Source organism: Gimesia sp. (assembly GCF_048260065.1).
In the GTDB taxonomy this organism is placed as follows: Bacteria; Planctomycetota; Planctomycetia; order Planctomycetales; family Planctomycetaceae; genus Gimesia.
In genome coordinates this window covers 414,258-432,841 of record NZ_JBLXHC010000002.1, presented here as the reverse complement: position 1 = coordinate 432,841, position 18,584 = coordinate 414,258, and the positions used below count along the sequence as shown (strand labels likewise).

Genomic DNA, 18,584 nt, shown 5'->3' with positions numbered 1-18,584 from the left:
TTTATTTAAAATAATATTATGATAATAAGGAATGAGTTCAGCCACACAGACGGGACAGTTCCTGAATTGCTTCTAAAGCATCTTCCACATCCGGAACCTGAACTCCCGGCTCGCGGCCGTGATGATCACACTCTTCCAGCAGCAGGAGATCCTCATAGTTTTCATTCGCCATCAAACGCCGACGGGCACGTGCGCCCAGCGATCCATCCCGGATGGCATGTGCATCCATATGATGCTGAATCAGCCAGGCAGTCCTTTCTGTAATCAATCCTTCCAGTGCCTGCAATCCTGCCTCGACATGATTATGTGGATCGATGGCTTTTCCGACATCATGCAACAAAGCTGCCAGCTGAAACTCTTCGTCATAAGGCAGTTCGTCACACGCCAGATCATACACCTGCAGGCTGTGGTACAGCGCATCGCCTTCCGGATGATATTTTTTAGACTGCTTGACTCCGGCTAAAGGGAGCAGCAACAGCCGGTACATCTGGAACCGGTCGATACTCTCTTCGACTTCCGCCAGCCGCTGATCCAGATCGATACCCGGGTATTCCTTTTCGAGCATCTGTTCAAACTCGGGCAATGTAGCGCGTTCAATTCGTTTCCCGGTAATCGAACATTTGAATCCATAACTCGAGCGCTCGGTCGGATACATAGTCAGTTCGACAGGAAATTCATCCTGAATATGAATGTGTGTGAAAATCCGTTCTTCGCCATGTTTTTTTACGGTTTTGTGTTCGACACGGTAGGAAATCCCTTCCTCATCCAGCTGCGCCGTGATGGCTTCACAACTGTGTGAAAATACATGAATATCAATATCCGAACCCTGTCGAATATGGCCGGTCAGCGTGCTGCCAATCAGTTTGGGATGAAAGGGCTTAAACATGCGCAGAAAACGCAGTGCCTGGAGTCGCATGCCCAGCAGGTTTTCGGTTCGGGATTCACCCTCGAACGTGCAGGCAAAACGCTGGATTTCGTCTCGAATTTCGCGATTACTGGGCAGATCGGCGGGTTTCACCCAGCCCTGACAGACCTTGCGGGCCGCTTTCATTTTGGCCCGATAATACTCCGTTTCCTGTCGCGAATACATCAGTCGTGCCGCTTCAAAAATGATCTGGCGGCGCTGTTTACTCGAATTCATTCATTAATCGGTGAACGTTCTCACCGTCGAATCGTTGTCAGAGTGAAATGACATTGATGAACAGCCATGAATGTCAGTCAGCAGAGAATTCTAACGTTTCACCTGAAAAAAGCAAATTGCTTTCGGCTCGAATCCCGTTTACTTCGCTGCTGCAAGCTGTTTCTGCTTCCATTCATTATACAGAATACTACTGCGAAACCGGCTGAATCCGGCACCGGCACCAACACTGGCCGGTTTGGCGCCAAAATCAAGACCGCGAATCACCAGGGGGGAAGTCTCTGATACTTCCCAGTCTTCAGGCTTATAGCGATGATTGAATGAATTATTGGGTCGACGAAATGCAAACGCGAGTGTATCCCCCACGGAAGTCTCATCGGTCTTTCCCCAGAACTGGCTCCAGCTTTTGACGTCGGTCACACTGGACTCTGCCTTGCCACTCATCCCCAGCCAGTCACTGACGTCATACACATTCGCTTCACCAGCAAATGACCGATTTTCTTTTGAACCTTTATTCGACAACATCGAAAGCCCCAGGTTTTCGACTTTGAACGCACAATGATCGCTCTTCACATTGATATTTTTAACGAAACGCTCAAACACGAATCCCTCTGATCCCTGAACCGTACAATACGAAAGATTCAGATTAATATCACCACCTGCAGGCGTCCCCGTACTTTTCAGAACAGAGAAGATTTTACGCGAGAAAAGAATCGAATCATCAACCGAAATCGTCTGTTTTCCGGTCCCCTCGATTTCAAAGGCGGCCCGTCCTCCGACGAAAAAACAGTTGGTGATTGTCGAATCGGTCGGCTTTAAAAACTGAACCGCAGCCATGCCTTTATCGTTCTGTTCGGAGATTGAACAGTTCAGCATCTTCAAATTGCCGCCATTCACCACAATCGCCGCCCAGGGCACATCCTTACCAACTTCTGGTGGATCAAATTCAAAGCCGATGCCTTCCAGCGCCAGCGTCCCCTTTGAAACCCGCAGAATATGGCGTACATTGGGATCACGTTCCGGCCTTGATCTCAACCCCAGACTGTTCTTCCCGCGTTCATACTGAAAGATCGGCGCATAACCAAATCCGGCTTCGATGCTCAGATCCTTATCGATTTCCAGATGAGGCACTCCAAAAGGCCCATCCCCATTCACACGAATCAGATCTCCCGCTTTGGCAGCAGCGACCGCAGCCTGCAGGGTTTCAAACTCCGGCTTTTTCTCCTGGGTATAAATCTGAAACTTCTTTTCAGGCTCCCCGTTCAGCATGCGCGAGATATCACTGCCCAGATTGGCCTTACGCAGGAACAGGATCGCAAAAGCAGTCTCTGCCAGTTTCCCGCGCGAGTCTTCCCAGCTGCCATCCTCTTTCTGAGTTTGAATCAGAGCGGAGGCTCCCTTGGAAAACCAGTCCGTTTTCCCCAGGTTTTCCAGGCCCAGCAAGACGCCGACACGTTCAGTCGACCAGAGAAAATAACGGGCCGAGGACGCATTGATACCCGCAGCATATTCACCTGCCATCTCCAGTCCTTTAGCAAAAATCGGATCGGAGATTAGAGTGTCGCCTTCCTTCTTCGTCTCCTCCCGGGCACCAGCTTCCTTGAGAATATCCTGGCTCATCGAACGAATCTTTGTCGCACGGGCCACCGTCAGACAAAACAGGCCAGCCAGCGTCATTGAGTTCCTTGAAGGTTCTTTCATCTCTTCGGTAGGGAGTTTATATGACCAGCCTCCATCTTCGTTCTGCGTTTCCACAAACCGTCGCGCCACGCCGATCATTGGATCGTCGATATTGATGTTCGAACGGGAAGCCGTCCACAAGCCCAGCACCGCGAATTGAGTGCAACTGTTATCGCCGGGAGAGGTTCCCAGCTTGGGACGGGCGCGCGGATTATTTAAACTGCTCGCAGAAGCCAGAGGGCAAGTGTAACTCCAGCCTCCTGTTGTGGTCTGACCGGCAATTAAACGCGCGGCAAACCGGCGAATTTCGGCTTTATCATCTCGATTACCAATCCGCGATAACAGCAGGATTGCCAGCGACAGGTCATATGTCGATTTGAGCTTCTCAGAATCCTTCAGGACAAACTGTCTGCCTTTCTGAATCAACGGATCATTGACGGGGACTCCATTTTCCAGCAGCGCCATGGTACAGAGGGCGGTGATCCCCACCGGGTGCCCCTCGAATTCCCAGCTGCCATCTTCCTGTTGTTGAGATTTGAGAAACTCAACCCCCTTGAGCCGGGAAGCGGTCACTTCCTCTTCGGTCTGTGCCGACAAATTTGAAGACACAACTGTTGAGAAGAAAACAAAAGTAATACCCAAATACAGATATTTGAAAAGATGACGGCGCATCACTGTCTACTCCAGGCGGGAAAGAAAAGATCCTTAAAGATAATCATATCTTTAACAAACATTCATCTATTCTAAATCACTCATCTGGAAAAGCGAAATGGAAAAATTAAAAATCCATGCCCCAAGACAAAAAGTGAAACAAAACCAGAGCAGGACTATTTTTGTTGAGCCGATTTTCTGGCCTGATTTGTCAGTTCGTGAATTTTGGAAACCACCCGCTGCTCGACCGACTCAGCAAAGGGGCCGGGATACGAAGAATAAATCATGGCTCTATTCCCTTCATAACCGCCTTCTTTCAGGACCCGCAGACTGGGAAGATAGCCGAATACGTGGTTCGAATAGCCGGCAATCCAGACAACGGGTTCCAGTTCGCCGGAGTTCCCGGTTCCCGATTTCAGTTCCTGCTGCAGCCTGAGAGAATAATCCACAACAGTTTCACCACAAATGGCCGCTAAAGTCAGGTCTTTCCCAAACTGAATGACCTGCAGCGGAAAGGCATAACTCGTCTGAATGCCTCCGCGTTCTTCGAGCTGATCCAGCAGTCGAACCGCATGGCTCTGCTCATATTTATTGCCTGATTCCTTGCGTTTGAGCAGTTCTTCCCGGGAAGGGGGAGTCGCAAATTCCAGTTCCACCTCTTCCAGGGCAACTCCCAGCGGTCCATGAATTGTACGAGGCTGCTTAACGGACAAAGCCACTTCGACGGCATTGGAAAGTGCGCGACCGTGCTGTTTCGCGAGATCCAGAGACCGTCGCGGATAGGGATTCTGATCTCCTCCACAGCCCATCATGAACAGCGCTACCATCCCCGGATGAGCGGCTTCCAGATATTCCTGGGCATACCCGGCATAGTCGCCGCAAAACTGATAAAAACTGAGCGTCGTGTTGTGACAGGCATAACCAAACAGTGCAGCCACCAGAGAACTGTCCGGTCGCTCTACGATCAGTACCGGCACCCGTTGATCGACTGGACCTTCCGGATAGGGACTGTTAATAACGCCCTCTGAAGTAGGAAGACGACGGTTCATGGCAAATCCAGCACGCGCAGATGCATACTTCAGTTGAACCGGCTCAAGTCGCGGGAGAGTTGTTTCGATCGCTTTGAGAAGTTTCTCAACCAGCATTTTCGTGTACTGACGGGCTTCCGCACCTCGATCTCCTCCCAGTCCCCGTTGGGTCGCTTTATCTTCCCGTAATTCGGGTCCGCAATGCGTATGTGATGCATTCATCAGGAGCGCAGCTGAGGGAATATTGAAATCCGATTCGAGACGCGCAGCAATCGGATCTCGCAGTGCACGCGTGATTCCAATCAGGTCAGTCGTAATGATCACCACTTTTTGACCGCGGGTGTCTTCCAGAATCAACAGCTTGGCATATAGATCATGCACCTTTCCCTCCGAGGGTTTCGTACGGGCGGCATAACCTGACATCCACATGGGTTTGTCTGGTGTGATCACAACTGAAGCAGCAGCACCGCGCCATTCCGATTTCGCATCCGTTTCCGCAGCAGCAACCCGTGTTATTGCAACAGACGAAGACCAGTTGGCAAGAACAGTCACCAGCAGTAAACGCAGTAAGAAAGATTTCATGGTAAGTCCTCAAAGCATTGCTTCAGTTTCAATTAAATGATCAGGCTCCACAGACAGCGCAGTCTTTTCGGCGCAGAATCCGGTTTCTTTGAAATGTCATGTCACGCAAATCAAACATCAGCAGTTGATTAGCCAGTGTCTCCCCCAGACCACTGAGTACCTTGATTGCTTCCATTGCCGCCATACAGCCGACGGTACCTGAGACAGCTCCGAACACGGGAAACTCCCGTTTCCACGCCGGAGGATCGTGTGGGAAGAGACAGGCCAGACAACCGGTCTGCCCCGGAATGAATGTCGTCAGCTGGGCTTCCAGATCGTACATGGCACATTCCACGAGCGGCTTATTCTGCAATACCGACTGACGGTTCATGGCATAGCGTTCCGGGAAGAGCGGAGCACAATCGACAATCAGATCGACCTGATTCACCAGCCGCTCTGCGTTTTCCTCACTGAGATTTTCCGGAACTGCCACAATTTCCAGACGGGGATTCAACTCTTTTAAACGCCGTTCAGCCGATTCGACGCGTGGTTTGCCCAGCCAGTCATGCGTCATTAACAGTTGACGATTCAGGTCGCTGGGTTTGACATTGCCGGCGTGCGCAATCACCAGTTTTCCGATTCCCGCTGCTGCCAGTTCATATGCCACCACACTCCCCAGACCACCGCAGCGTGAGATCAGAACCGATGCATTTTTCAGTTTCTCCTGGCCGGCTTCTCCAAATTCGGGCACCCAGATCTGCCACTCATAAACTGCTCGTTCTTCATCCGTCAGGGGAGCGAAACCGGACATTATGACTCCTGTATTTTGAGGCGGGATTTCTGTTTTACGTTGCTGAAGCTCTGTTTCTCATCCACCGGAAATCGGGGAGAGAATGGTCACGACCTGCTGAGGCTGCAGCGTCAGTGGTTCTTCCCATAATACCTGCTCGTTGGAAACAAACAACAGGATGGAGGGGTGCAATGCGTCTGAATCCGGGAAGAGCAGAGGCTTGAGGGCGGTTGAATGCGTTTCCGCGACCTGCTTCACCAGATCCTGCAGTGTACTGCCTGGTGAGACTTCGTATTCTTCAGCACCAACACCAGCCGCTTTTTTGACCTGGGCGGTATATTCCACTTTAATCTTCATGCTATTGCGCTTTCATTCTCGCCGAAGGGTCTGACTTTGTTTCGAGTACCTGATTATCAGCAGCAGAACCATCAGGGTTTCCAGCAGTATCCGATGACAGGCTGTGTACGATGCCTTCTGTGATCACCAGTTTGATATCCCCCAGTCGCTCTGATTCGGAGGCATTATGTGTAATATGTAAAGTCGTCACGCCGGTCACGCGCTGCACTTCACTTAACAGGGTACACATATCTCCGCGAGTGTCTTCGTCCAGGGCACTCAAAGGCTCATCCAGACAGAGAATGGAAGGTTTCGCAGCCAGAGCACGTCCCAGGGAGACACGTTGCGTTTCCCCGCCACTCAGACCAAAGGGGGTTCGATTCAGCAGGGTACTGATTCCCAGCAGTTCTGCCAGTTCTTCAACACGTACGTTAATATCCCGCTGCTTCCATTTTCGCAGTTCTAAAGCAAACGACAGATTGTCCCGCACTGTCATGGTATGAAACAGAACGCCATCCTGGGGAACATAACCGATTTCGCGTTCCGCTGGACTGGCATGTGTCATCTCGATTCCATTCAGGGAAACAGAGCCTGACTGGACTTTCTTCAGGCCGCAAATCGTTTCCAGAATGGTCGTTTTACCGCTGCCAGTCTTACCCATCAAGACTGCATAGTGTCCACTGGGAATTTCAAAGCTGACATCTTTCAAACGGAATTCGCCAACCTGGACACAAAGGTTTTTTACTGAAATCATAACTTGTCAAATCAGGTAGTTGAGTACTCTGGTGCAGCAGAGTTGAAAAAATCATGTTTATATTGCAGTGCCGCGCGTCAGTCCAAACATACGGGCAATAATCAGTACGATCAAGGCAGACACAACCATAATGAGGGAAGCAGCAACGGCACCTTCAATGTTACCGACAGTCAGCTCCAGAAACACGGTTGTCGGCAGCACTTCTGTTTTCATACGGGTTGCCCCCGAAAAAATCAGAATCGGCCCGAATTCTCCCAGGGAACGGGCCCACGCCAGCGTCGCTGCTGCCAGCAGTCCCCGGTAAGCCTGTGGAAAGACCACACGCCAGAAAGCCTGCCCGCGGTTACACCCCAGCGTCAGAGCCACCTGTTCGTAACGGGGGCCGATCTGGTCAAAAGTCACTCGCATAGTACGTACCGCAAATGCACAGGCGACCATGAACTGCGCCAGAATAACACTAGGAATCTCATAAGACACACCGATTGACCTGCCAAAGAGCACTTTGGTGATCTTACGAATCAGTTCATCAATTGATTGCGTCTGATCGACTGATACTGGTTTATCTTCCATCGACTTCTGTGTTTCAGCCAGCCGTTCTTCGTCAGCATGCAGTTGTTCGTCTACATGCAATTGTTCGTCAACAACAGGTTTCTGTGCAACCAGTGGCTGGTCTTCATCTGCCTGCAGTTGCTCTTCACTGTCTGAATCGTGAGCTTCCAGCGACTCATCTGTCTTTGTCGACAGTTGATCGTGTCCAGGAACCTCATTAATATCTCGGACTACCGATTTCACCCCTGCCAGTTCATTCAACCATTCGATCTGAGGTACCTGAAGCTGGAACAGAATCAGCAGGCACAGTCCAATGACCAACGGAGGCAGCACTATAGGAATATCCAGAATGGCGTCGATCAAAGTTTTTCCCGGGAACTTATGCCGTGACATCAGGTAACCGATTGGTACCGAAACCCAGAGAGAGAGCACTGTCGTAATCGCACAGGAAACCAGGCTCAACCAGATCGCATATTGAATTTCCGGCTTTCGAAATGAACGTAATATATGACCTGGCGTGGTATAGGTCGCCTCTGCTGCCAGCATCGCCACAATCAGCAACACATAGACAGCGCTGACCGTAACAAAAACAGCATAAAACGGGAGATCAGATCGCGACTTCCATTTGCGGGGTTGTTCTTCCGGGCTGGTCCCGCTCATAGTGACTCCGGAGTAATCCGCCAGCGGAAACCGATGGATTCAAAAAGGCTGCGCGATGGAGTAGAGGTCAGCCTGTCGACCAGACGCTGCATCAAGTTGGGATAAGCGGTGGTTTTAAGAATCGCGATCGGCTGCTGGGCCAATGGATCGCCCGATTTGATTTCGACAATGTCAACTTTATCTTTCACGTAAGGCAGATTTGCCCGGTAGACAATCGCAGCATCGAGGGAACCGGTTCGCAGTTGATTCACCAGAAGATCCGCTGTCGGCGTGTTGGTTTTCACATTAGGCTGAACCTGATCGTAAAGGTTCTTACCATTCAGCTCCAGAGAGCTCAACAGTTTTTTCGTTAATGCTCCCAGAGCACTCTGCTCATGGTGAGACAGACCGATGCGCAGGTCGTCATTAGCCAGATCGTAGATCGTCTTGATGTTTTTGGGATTTCCTTTTTCCACGATGATGACCATATCCGTTTCCGCCACAGTCAGGGGAGTCTGGAACTGGGGCTGGACCTGAACCATATACGATGTATCGCAGGCAAAGTAAGCGTCAGGCCGTTGACCACTGTTGATTTGCCCCACCAGGATTCCACACCCGTTGAAGACGGTATTGATCGTCACACCTTCTCGTTGCTCAAATTCTTTCAGCGTATCCTGAATCGCCAGTCGGTTTACACCGCCGCTGAACAGCAGAATTGTGGGATGTGGTTCCCATTTATCTCCCTGCACAGTCTGATAGCCCAGCTTCTCGAATGCTTTCTGGCCCTTTTCGGGTGCCTGCAGATAGCGGGCAAACATCAGTGCTTCCTGAGGCTTTTGAGACGAAGTCAACACGCCTACAGTCACATTCTTAATCGCTTCCTGAAATTCGGGAACATCAACCATATCTGCCTTTTCCGGATGCTGATTGACAGTCGCATCCCACACGATGGCCGCATCAACAGCTCCCAGCAGGACGTCAGTAGACACTTCGGAGACCGTAGGCTTGAATACCCGAGCCGACTTGGAAAGTGGTTCCCACTTCCCTTTTTTCGTAAGCAGTTTTTTCGTCAGCTTGCCGATCGAAGCAGCATCGGGATTCGCCAGAGCCACCGTCACATCTTCTTTCAGCAGGTCATCGATTGACTTGATCCCCTTGGGATTTCCTTTCTGAACCATAATGACCGGATGCATCTGGGCCACTTGAATCGCTTCCTGAACCAGCCCCTTTTCCCGGGCAATTTCGATATAACTGGTATCCGCTGCCAGATACAGATCACCTTTTTTTGCGACCTGTAGATTACTCAACAGAGTTCCGGAACCGCCGTATTGCAGATGGACCGGCATGCCGAACTCTTCTTCAGCAAACTGCGCTGCCATCTCGGCGATCGGGGGCTTGATTCCCGCGGCACAATACATCACCAGTGCATCCTGCTCTCCATCAGAAGCGCCCTCAGTTGAAGCTGATTTCTGAGGTGTATCTTTCGGAGGGGTATAAACCAAAACCGCCAGCATGATCACCAGAAAGACCAGCGAACCGCCGGCGATCATGAGTCCTGACACTTTCCCGTTACGACTCGGCTGTGGAATATCCTGTTTTCCAAAGTATTTCATTCTCTTGTCCTGTTTATATTCTGCGCTGAGTGTGTTGTCAGGAATTGACTAATGTTTCTGAGTCATCGGGCGTGACGAGGTGACCATCCCTGATTCCCAACACCCGTTGTGCCGTCTGGACCGCCTGATCGTCGTGAGAGACCATCAGCACACAGCCTCCGTTTTCGGCAAATTGACTTAAGGCTTCGAGTACGATTTCGGAATTTTCGCTATCCAGATTCCCCGTCGGCTCATCTGCCAGCAGAATTTTCGGCTGATGAAACAGGGCTCGTGCCAGCGCCACCCGCTGTTTTTCACCGGTACTCAACTGGGCTGGTGTGTGATGCAATCGCTGCTCAAGTCCGAACTGGGTAATCAGTTCACGGGCACGCTCCCGGGCATGAGTACGATTCGACGCCAGTGCAGGGGTTGCCACATTATCCAGTACATTTAAATAAGGTACCAGGTGGAACTGCTGAAAGACAAACCCCAGATGCTGCGAACGAAAACGGGCGCGCTGATCATTGGATAATCGGTAAGGATTGGTCCCTTCAATCAGTACCTCACCGGAATCGGGGCTGAGCAAGCCTCCCACCATCAGCAGCAGCGTCGACTTTCCACAGCCACTGGGTCCCTGAATCGCTACGAACTCATTCGTGTCGACGGTCAGACTGATCCCATCGACCGCCTGAACCCGCCCCGGGCCGGATTTGAATGATTTCGACAGTTGTTCCAGTTCAAGTAACATCGGGATCTAATTATCCTTCCTGAAGAATGGTGGCAGGATCCTGGCGGGCTGCCATCAAAGCGGGAATCCAGCTGGCAAAACTGGCCAGAAGCGGGGCGAACACCAGGCTTAGCAGCAACCAGCGTCCAGAGAAAAGTACTTCCCTGGGTTCAATCGATTCAGGCAACTTGCCCCAGATCACTCCGATTCCATATCCCAGAAAATAACCGAGCAAGGCACCAATCAGACCAATCAGTACTGCCTTGAAAATAAAGATCCCAAAGACCTGAGAAGAACGGAGTCCAATCGCACGCAGGATGCCGATTTCTGTTGCGCGGCGTCGCACATTTTCAAGTGACAGAAAACCGATCCAGGCACCACACCCCAGAACCACCAGCGGTACAAGTACAGCCGCAAAATCGGCGTGTCGTTCAATCAGTTGAATCCGGTTGGCCTTTTCCTGTTCCAGTGATGCGACAGCGGTCGCATGTGCTTTATTGCGGGCTTCGGCTCGCGCCAGAGCAGGAGGGCCGCGTTCGATAATCTGTGTGCCTGGCAGAATTTCGCCGACATCTTTGCGAATCTCCGCGACGCGGTCTTCAGTTGCACAATTACATTCAAGTGCCAGAATCGCATTTACCAGATTCTGCATGCCTAGCAGTTCCTGAGCTTCTTTCAGATTAATCCAGACGGTACTGTCATCGGAATTCCCCCGTTCGAGGTAGGTCTGGCTCACCTTGAATGGTTTGCCCATCAGTTTAACTTCATCACCGGTTTTAAGGCCGAGTTTTTTCTGAATCTGATATCCAAGCACCATCTTGCCTTCCGGCACCAGCTGCTGAAGCGGTTTTTTCAAGGCACGCTCCAGTTGGGGTACTTCTCCCCGTGTCCCGGTCAGAATGATTTCACACTCTTTTTCCGGCCAGGTGACTTTTTTGGCAACCATAGGCAACAGGTGATTGACTGTCACGATTTTTGATTCGGCCAGTTTTGTCACATTGTCTTCAGGCATGGTTTTTTCGACGATTCCCGTCAGATGAAATTCACTCAGATCCTCATCCGCCGGTAAAATCAGGATATTAAATCCCAGACCTTTCGTAATTTTTCGCATCGCATCTTCGAGCTGCGCGCCTGCCTGTTTCACTTCGACTGATTTTTTCTCCAGAATCAGTTCCGTCTGAATCTCATCTGCCTGCAATAACGTCAACGCCGCCACGAGACAGGCGACTGCCACCACAACCGACAACAGCCCCAGCAGAAAATTCATCTTGCGATGCTGCATTTCCTGAATCACCAGGTGAAATAGCGACATTGATTTTACATCCTTCTAAACAAGCCGTTCATGGTACTCTCAATCGACACTACTGTTTTCGTGCTAACAGCATGTAACTCCCCGCCAGAAGAATGACAAGCACAACCGAGCCGACCAGCAGAAATAATTCAATCTTATAATGCACGGGAGCAGCCCCTTGAGATTCTGCAGTTAATGTCGTCCCCTCACTCGTTTCAGTGGAAACGGCCTCTGCTACAGTCTCACTCGGACCTGCTTCCTCCGCAACGGGTTTCTCCGTAGCCTGGCTTTCAGAACCGACCTGTTTATTGAGCAGTTGAGGCATGGAAGCAGAGTCATTTTTTTCGGCATCACTGTTTGAAAAGCTGGTCAACCCCGTCAACGGCGGCAGTTCTTTTTCATCCTGTGTCGCTGGCGTGACAAGTTTTTCCCAGGGTACAGACATTAACAGATCGGTACCCGGATTCTGATCTTTCACCTGACAGGTGCAGGGCCCGGTCAGATCTCGACAAGCCTGCTCAATGGTTCCCGGATTGATCCCTTTGCCTATGAGTGCATACAGCACGCGGCCACGTCCGAATACGGGTAATGCCATCGGTTCTGAATCAAAGTCTTTCAGATCGTTCTCCGTCGCCAGCAGCATCTGTGTCAGAGACTGTTCTGCAGAATCATCGCGAGAGCAGGTCACCATACTGAATTTCAACTTCAAACTGTCCGGCGAAACACTGACGAGCCCCTGTTCGATATCAGCCTGTTCGATCTCTGGCAGCTTCAGCGTTTTTTCCATCCGCTTGAGTTCTTTGACCAGCAGTTCGCGGGCGACTTTGTCTTTCGCGGCATCGCCACTTTCCAGAAAGACCCAGACTGCAGTCTGGCCATCGATCAGCTGTTTCGCAATATTCTGACGCAGGGGAGAATCAATCAGGCGGGAAATGTTTTCTTCCGTCGGTTCACCTGACCAGAAACCTGTGGGAACCGGAGCGGGCAGGGGAGTTCGCATCACCAGTAAAGGCAGCGTTTCCGATTTTTGCGCCTTCCACAGTGCCAGATCTTCCGGAGCCGGCTCGGCGTCCAGATCAACCAGTTTCAATTCAACATTGGCAGACTTTTGTGCAATCGTCCCTGCCTGGTCAAAATGAGAAATCAGCTGCTGCTGTTCCGGCGTTAAACTACCACGATGGAACAGAACCGCACTGTATTTATCAGCGGGCCAGCGTTCCAGTGCATATCGAAAAACTGGAACCGAGCAGGCCCAGATCACTGTGGTCGTTAACAGGATTCCAAGAACAACGAGTGATGTTAAACACCGTTTCATGTAATCACCTTTTATGGAGGGTCAGGTCTGGCGGGTCGCTGCGGTTATTGAATTCGGCCGTCTCTCTGTATCTTCAAGTCTCATAAACCGATATCAATGCATACTATGATGACAAAGTATGAGGTAAATGTGAAGAAAAGATGATTTCAACACGAAACTTTTATCAGAACTGATTTGTGAGGGCGTTTTGAATGAGTAATCACTGCTTGACCTGAGAATTCACACGATTTCGGCATTTTCCGGCATTCTGACAATGCGTGTGTGAGCAATTCGATCGGCATTCCGATCTGAACAGAAAGCAACCGCCTGTGAATTTACTGAATCCAGACAAAGAGCAGGATCATGACCAGAGAAGAGGCCAGCAGCAACATGGATGCACAACCCGACTTCATCTGAATGTCATATTTCTGGATCAGGGCCTCAATGGCTTCTTTTGATTCCTTCAGACCTGCGCCGGTTGATTCGCGATAATCTTTGATGGCCTGAATTTTATTTCCCTGCCTGAGCGATTCCAGAATATGTTGCGCGACCTCAGACTGACCGTTGGCTGCATCATCCTGGCCTGATGAATCAGGCTGATTCTCATCATTCACGGTGGTAGTTCCTCAAAGAGCAGGGACAGGTAACAGGGAGACCAACATCAGCCTGCTACCTGTTATATTGCAAAGCTGATTCAGAAATCAGCAGTATGCATCACTGTTCTACCACCATTATATTTCGTTGTTCAAGTACAATTTCAATCCCGTTCCCTGAATTACGCAGAATAATTCAGGGAACGGGACATGTTAAGACACAACGACACAATCAGAAATTCGTCGGCTGCGTTTTTGTGAATCCACACGCGCCTTGTGAGTGTAAGCACGCGTCAGCAGCATTTTCATATCTGACAGTGAGACTTCCTGTAGATCAATATTCAACTCAAGCAGACGGTCAATCACAGCATTTGCCAGATCGCTACGATCTGCTGCTGGCGACAACCCATTCCACAACTCTTCCATGACCTGTTCTGACATGACCCTGTTCTCCTGATTTATCATCGTAACACTTTGTCTTAAAAAACTTGAATTCACAGTCCCCAGCCTGACGGCTCGAGAGGCTGCAGCTCTTCACCCCTGGAAAAGCCTGACGAGTAAGAGAATCGCAAGGACTGTACCAAACCGCCCGAAAAATCCGAATGACCAGACAAACCTGCTTAAATGCCTGCTATGATTGAAGCTTTCGTATCATCGGCAATAGTAAAATTCACAATTGCGGTTTTGACCGAAAAAGAACTGTCGTCAATTTGCGACATTCTTACATCAAGATGATAATTCTTACGAAATCACCTTCCCGGGCAGGATTTTCCTCAAGTTTCCCATATAGCTTTCGCATAAGCGTTTCACACCTGTATGACAACACAGATCAACGGTGAGTTCGCTTCTTCTCGCAGCATAATTTGAATAGGCTGCCCAGGCAGCTCAATGTCTCTCGACGGGCAGTTGAGGGCTGGAAGCAGATGTGATCCCTCGTTTCTGATCCCACCAGCGAATTGCCGTTTGACGCTCTTCCACAGTCTCTTCCAGTAGCGAAACCAGCAGTAGACGCTGACCAGTGGTCAACGACAGGCCGCGTCGACGCATGGATGTATCTGCCAGCTCGAAGAGATCAGCAATATCAATCTGACTGTCAATACGTCCCAGCCAGAAGCGTGAGAAGGAGGGAATATGTTTTGGCAGTAACTCGCCTACCGGGAGAACCATCGACATCACGCCGACTGAGGAACCGGTATTGAACAGGCTGTTGAGCGCGGTCTTGGTATGGTCGCCAATAAAACACCCGATCTTAACGGAATGGGTCTCAATGGGAATTCCCGCCAGTGGTACTTTGACCGGAGAATAATCGTTTTTCAGATCACTGTTACTGGTTTGTGCTCCGAGATTCACCCAGGGACAGATATAGGAGTGGCCCAGGAATCCATCATGGTATTTGTTGGCATAACCATGCAAAATCGATTCCTCGATCTCTCCCCCCAGTCTGCAGTGTGGCCCGGCAGATGTACCTGCTTTAATATTCGCGCGGAACAGCTGTGTGCCCGGTCCAATATAAGCAGGACCTTCAATTCGTGTGAAAGCCTGAATCCGGGCATCCCGATCGATTACAATGGGCCCCTGTCGAGTATCGAAGACGACAAAAGGATCAACCTCGGCACTGGAATCGACACTGACCAGATCCGCTGGCCCTACTATCGTCAGGTTCTCGTTATTGACTGTTGAAGGTCGTAATGACTTAGACAATGAAAAGTCATCTACAAGTTGTTGACGGTTCTGATTGACCAGATCCCAGGGGTAATGCAGTTCAGTACCATCGACGGCCACCTGTGTTCTGGTTGAGGCAATCTTCTGAATCGCATCATCCCAGGCATCCGTTGTCAACAATGCCGCCTCTTCGGGTTCCAGCAACAGGTAAGCAACCGTATCCCCCATCATCCCGACACTCTCAGCGGTGACATTCGCCAGACGAGGAATTTCATGAAGGGCAGGCAGCCAGCGTCCGTTGATCAGCAGTGTGGGTGCATCACTGAGCCAGATGGCATCATTGATGCGTGCTTCTGGAAATTCTTCTGAATAGACTTCCGTCAGAGCAGGGCGAATCAAAACGCCCCATTCCTCGACAGGCAGTGATTTCAACATCCGCTCACGCGCAGAAAACTGACCGCACAGCAGTTCAAATACCGGCCTCATCAATGCGATGGGGGTAAACTGCAGTGCAGAACGGTCTTCAAAAAATGCAAGTCGATTCACTTTGCACTTCCCTGTGCGAAATCGATGAAAAGAGTGGTTGAAATCAATGGTACCAGGTAACGAACTTCCTGCGGTAAAGTCATAACAGATTTACACGATTGAGGAAAGGCAGTTTCTGACGACAGATATCAGACGCCGGTATTTCAGGCCCATTTTAATTTTCACACATTCTTTTTATTTATTTCGCACTCTGAAAAGAGAAAAAACCCGGTAAGACAATCCGGAATGGTATTGATCTACCGGGTTCTGAAAATGGAATTTAATAATTTCGGACACAGTTGGTCCTGACAGGTAAGCCTGTTATCTGGCAATCGGAGCTGCTTCAGCATTAGAAGCCAGCTGGTAAATGGCAGACTGACATCCATACTGTTTGCTGTATTTGTCTGAAATCCCCAATACCGTTTCAGCGGCTCCCAGTAACAGCGTGCCGCTGGAATTCAACTGGCTGCTGATACGGTTTAAAATGTCTTTTTTCAATTCTGGTTTGAAATAAATCAGGACATTGCGGCAGAACACAATATCAAACATCCCCAGATGTCTGAAATCTTCAAGGAGATTTAAATGCTTCCACTGAATTCCAGTTCCCAGCTCGGGTTTGATTTTCCAGCCCTGCTCACATTGCTCAAAATATTTCATCAGCAACTGCACGGGCAGACCACGCTGGACCTCAAATTGTGAATAGACGCCTTCGCGGGCTCTCTCCAGAGCTTTACTACACAAATCCGTCGAAATAATTTGAATATTCCAGTCATTCAGCTCCGGGAAATTCTCGCGTAACAGCATCATGATGCTGTACGGCTCCTGACCATGCGAGCAGGCAGAACACCAGATTCTCAGCTTTCGCGTCATTTTACGTTCGGCAATGATCTCCGGTAAAATGGTTGCCTTGAGTTCATCAAACGGACGACGGTCACGGAAGAAGGACGATTCATTGGTCGTCATCGCTTCCATGATTTCTTTTTCCAGACTCGAATCCATCTTTGATTTCAAACTCAATACAAGATCCTGGATCCCGTTCATACCGTGAGCTTGTGCCAGAGGAATCAGGCGGGCTTCCAACAGATACTCTTTATTCTCACCGAGAGAAAGACCTGTGGTATCCAATAAAAAATTGGTTATGAAATTATAATCTTCTGGAGACACGAGATCACCACTTTCTATAAAGAACAGAGTCGGGCCAGTTCAGGAGCAATATTCCTGAGTGGTAAGACCTGGCTGGCCAGTCCTGCCTTGGCAATCGCGCCAGGCATTCCCCAGACAACACTACTCTGCTCGTCTTGTGCGATAATATAACCTTTACGCTCACTGATTGATTCCGCGCCTTCGATGCCATCATCTCCCATACCGGTCAGCATGACTGCCAGTACTGAGCTGCCATACCATTTGGCAGCAGAAGCGTATAACGGGTTGACGGAAGGGCGGCAAAAATGTTCTGGTGCATCCTGATTCAGGCGGATTATCATCCGGTCATTCTGCTTATCAATCACCATATGAAAATCTCCAGGGGCAATATAAATATGCCCCCGTTCAATCAACGCCCCGTCTCTGGCTTCAGAGGTAGGACGCTTTGTATCCCGTTCGATGTGTTCAGCCAGAGTCCTCGTAAACAGGGGAGGCATATGCTGGGCAATCAGAATCGGTAACGAAAATTTCTCGGGTAATGCAGTCAACATGGTTCTGAGTGCATTCGGTCCACCAGTACTGGAGCCTACCACCATCACCATCGGTGTTTTGGCAGGTCGTTGGATGACTGACGTCTGAAAACGTGAGTAATCCGACTGGTTGGAATTCTGTTTTTTCACCAGAGCTTTGATCAGAGGCAGCAGATCTCGAGCAACCTGCTCAATCGCTGCTGACGCATTGGTGGCAACGGGCTTTGGAATACAACCTGCTGCACCCAGTTCAAGCGCCTGGAGTGTGATCTCTGCTCCTGCACGGGTCAGAGAGCTGGCCATGATTACAGGAAGCTCCGGATACTTCAGCTTCAGCTGTTTCAGACATGCGATCCCGTCCATGACAGGCATCTCAACATCTAGAACCACAACATCAGCCTGATTTTTCTCCAGCCAGGTGAGAGCAGTCTGACCATGCATAGCAGAGCCTACCACTTTCACTTCCGCATCCAGATTAATCGCCTGAGTCATCAAGCCCCTAATCACGGCTGAGTCATCGACCAGCAATACCTTGATGATCGAATGGCTCACAGAACACCTGTTTCTTCCAGTTTGTCCCGAACAATGTCTTCGGTAAATGGCTTCATAATATACTCGTTTGCACCTGCCTGCATGGCCTGTACGATTTGAGGCATATCATTTTCTGTTGTGCACATTACCACAATTGGCTGTTTTTCACGTGCTTCAGCCCGTAATGCCGTCAGAAACTCCATCCCATCCATGATCGGCATGTTCCAGTCAAGGAGAACGGCATCCAATTCCGGATTCGCACGAGCGACCTCCAGAGCCTGTTTTCCATCCTCTGCTTCCAGAACATTCAACCCGAAGGTTCCCATGATTCGTCGTCCTACCAGACGGACTGCGCGGGAATCGTCCACAAGTAATATTGTCTTCATTTTCACCGGTCTCCCAGTATGTAAAAAATAGCTCTATGTTATTAAATTGACGCCAGATTCAGTGTGAACTGAACTTGGATACAGAAATCATTCTGTCTCTGACGGAAAATCAAACTGTCTGAAGGAAGTCTAGGACACGTTTAAGGATGTGACGCGAACAATGCTTAAAATCCTGAATTTTCCC

General features: G+C 49.9%; 17 protein-coding genes. All 17 read right to left on the bottom strand.

Annotated features, from left to right (window positions below; all coding sequences use genetic code 11):
* Positions 1–37: 37 nt before the first annotated feature.
* The 17 genes from ACN0YN_RS04755 to ACN0YN_RS04675 all read right to left on the bottom strand — a co-directional run bounded on the left by ACN0YN_RS04755 (position 38) and on the right by ACN0YN_RS04675 (position 18,400).
* Positions 38–1,141, bottom strand: coding sequence for an HD domain-containing protein (locus ACN0YN_RS04755; RefSeq protein ID WP_417383843.1), 1,104 nt, complete (start codon positions 1,139–1,141; stop codon positions 38–40).
* Positions 1,142–1,279: 138 nt separating this feature from the next.
* On the bottom strand, positions 1,280–3,490 hold the full coding sequence (locus tag ACN0YN_RS04750; protein WP_417383842.1) for a prenyltransferase/squalene oxidase repeat-containing protein: 2,211 nt from the start codon (positions 3,488–3,490) through the stop codon (positions 1,280–1,282).
* Between the two features lie 155 nt (positions 3,491–3,645).
* A complete protein-coding gene (locus ACN0YN_RS04745) occupies positions 3,646–5,079 on the bottom strand; it encodes a neutral/alkaline non-lysosomal ceramidase N-terminal domain-containing protein (protein WP_417383841.1) in 1,434 nt (477 codons plus the stop codon).
* Between the two features lie 40 nt (positions 5,080–5,119).
* Positions 5,120–5,869, bottom strand: coding sequence for a HesA/MoeB/ThiF family protein (locus ACN0YN_RS04740; protein WP_417383840.1), 750 nt, complete (start codon positions 5,867–5,869; stop codon positions 5,120–5,122).
* Positions 5,870–5,926: 57 nt separating this feature from the next.
* Positions 5,927–6,205, bottom strand: a complete 279-nt coding sequence (locus tag ACN0YN_RS04735) for a MoaD/ThiS family protein (RefSeq protein ID WP_417383839.1) — start codon at positions 6,203–6,205, stop codon at positions 5,927–5,929.
* Between the two features lies 1 nt (position 6,206).
* Entirely contained in the window at positions 6,207–6,938 is a 732-nt protein-coding gene (locus ACN0YN_RS04730; protein WP_417383838.1) for an ATP-binding cassette domain-containing protein, read from the bottom strand.
* A 57-nt stretch (positions 6,939–6,995) separates the two neighbouring features.
* Positions 6,996–8,033 carry an ABC transporter permease gene (locus tag ACN0YN_RS04725; RefSeq protein ID WP_417384122.1) on the bottom strand — a complete coding sequence of 346 codons (1,038 nt, stop codon included), beginning with the start codon at positions 8,031–8,033 and terminating at the stop codon, positions 6,996–6,998.
* Positions 8,034–8,143: 110 nt separating this feature from the next.
* A complete protein-coding gene (gene modA / locus ACN0YN_RS04720; RefSeq protein ID WP_417383837.1) occupies positions 8,144–9,739 on the bottom strand; it encodes a molybdate ABC transporter substrate-binding protein in 1,596 nt (531 codons plus the stop codon).
* Positions 9,740–9,776: 37 nt separating this feature from the next.
* A complete protein-coding gene (locus tag ACN0YN_RS04715; protein ID WP_417383836.1) occupies positions 9,777–10,466 on the bottom strand; it encodes an ABC transporter ATP-binding protein in 690 nt (229 codons plus the stop codon).
* Between the two features lie 10 nt (positions 10,467–10,476).
* The gene (locus tag ACN0YN_RS04710; protein WP_417383835.1) at positions 10,477–11,757 is read right to left on the bottom strand and encodes an ABC transporter permease; all 1,281 of its coding nucleotides are present in this window, start codon (positions 11,755–11,757) and stop codon (positions 10,477–10,479) included.
* Positions 11,758–11,806: 49 nt separating this feature from the next.
* Positions 11,807–13,051 (bottom strand): hypothetical protein, encoded by a 1,245-nt coding sequence (locus ACN0YN_RS04705; RefSeq protein WP_417383834.1) that lies wholly within the window; start codon positions 13,049–13,051, stop codon positions 11,807–11,809.
* Between the two features lie 314 nt (positions 13,052–13,365).
* The gene (locus ACN0YN_RS04700) at positions 13,366–13,644 is read right to left on the bottom strand and encodes a ribosomal protein L7/L12 (protein WP_417383833.1); all 279 of its coding nucleotides are present in this window, start codon (positions 13,642–13,644) and stop codon (positions 13,366–13,368) included.
* 192 nt (positions 13,645–13,836) lie between these two features.
* Positions 13,837–14,064, bottom strand: a complete 228-nt coding sequence (locus ACN0YN_RS04695; RefSeq protein ID WP_417383832.1) for a hypothetical protein — start codon at positions 14,062–14,064, stop codon at positions 13,837–13,839.
* A 444-nt stretch (positions 14,065–14,508) separates the two neighbouring features.
* Entirely contained in the window at positions 14,509–15,831 is a 1,323-nt protein-coding gene (locus ACN0YN_RS04690; RefSeq protein ID WP_417383831.1) for a putative sugar nucleotidyl transferase, read from the bottom strand.
* 300 nt (positions 15,832–16,131) lie between these two features.
* On the bottom strand, positions 16,132–16,974 hold the full coding sequence (locus tag ACN0YN_RS04685; protein ID WP_417383830.1) for a CheR family methyltransferase: 843 nt from the start codon (positions 16,972–16,974) through the stop codon (positions 16,132–16,134).
* Between the two features lie 14 nt (positions 16,975–16,988).
* The gene (locus ACN0YN_RS04680; RefSeq protein WP_417383829.1) at positions 16,989–18,035 is read right to left on the bottom strand and encodes a protein-glutamate methylesterase/protein-glutamine glutaminase; all 1,047 of its coding nucleotides are present in this window, start codon (positions 18,033–18,035) and stop codon (positions 16,989–16,991) included.
* Entirely contained in the window at positions 18,032–18,400 is a 369-nt protein-coding gene (locus ACN0YN_RS04675; protein WP_417383828.1) for a response regulator, read from the bottom strand. The genes ACN0YN_RS04680 and ACN0YN_RS04675 overlap by 4 nt, the downstream gene beginning before the upstream one ends.
* Positions 18,401–18,584 lie beyond the last annotated feature (184 nt).

Bases quoted from the DNA above. Each gene is read 5' to 3' on its own strand.
- ACN0YN_RS04710 (WP_417383835.1), bottom strand. From the start codon at position 11,757: ATGTCGCTATTTCACCTGGTGATTCAGGAAATGCAGCATCGCAAGATG.
- ACN0YN_RS04740 (WP_417383840.1), bottom strand. From the start codon at position 5,869: ATGTCCGGTTTCGCTCCCCTGACGGATGAAGAACGAGCAGTTTATGAG.
- ACN0YN_RS04715 (WP_417383836.1), bottom strand. From the start codon at position 10,466: ATGTTACTTGAACTGGAACAACTGTCGAAATCATTCAAATCCGGCCCG.
- ACN0YN_RS04705 (WP_417383834.1), bottom strand. From the start codon at position 13,051: ATGAAACGGTGTTTAACATCACTCGTTGTTCTTGGAATCCTGTTAACG.
- ACN0YN_RS04695 (WP_417383832.1), bottom strand. From the start codon at position 14,064: ATGTCAGAACAGGTCATGGAAGAGTTGTGGAATGGGTTGTCGCCAGCA.
- ACN0YN_RS04735 (WP_417383839.1), bottom strand. From the start codon at position 6,205: ATGAAGATTAAAGTGGAATATACCGCCCAGGTCAAAAAAGCGGCTGGT.
- ACN0YN_RS04755 (WP_417383843.1), bottom strand. From the start codon at position 1,141: ATGAATTCGAGTAAACAGCGCCGCCAGATCATTTTTGAAGCGGCACGA.
- ACN0YN_RS04675 (WP_417383828.1), bottom strand. From the start codon at position 18,400: ATGAAGACAATATTACTTGTGGACGATTCCCGCGCAGTCCGTCTGGTA.
- ACN0YN_RS04745 (WP_417383841.1), bottom strand. From the start codon at position 5,079: ATGAAATCTTTCTTACTGCGTTTACTGCTGGTGACTGTTCTTGCCAAC.
- ACN0YN_RS04750 (WP_417383842.1), bottom strand. From the start codon at position 3,490: ATGCGCCGTCATCTTTTCAAATATCTGTATTTGGGTATTACTTTTGTT.
- ACN0YN_RS04725 (WP_417384122.1), bottom strand. From the start codon at position 8,033: ATGCTGGCAGCAGAGGCGACCTATACCACGCCAGGTCATATATTACGT.
- modA (WP_417383837.1), bottom strand. From the start codon at position 9,739: ATGAAATACTTTGGAAAACAGGATATTCCACAGCCGAGTCGTAACGGG.
- ACN0YN_RS04730 (WP_417383838.1), bottom strand. From the start codon at position 6,938: ATGATTTCAGTAAAAAACCTTTGTGTCCAGGTTGGCGAATTCCGTTTG.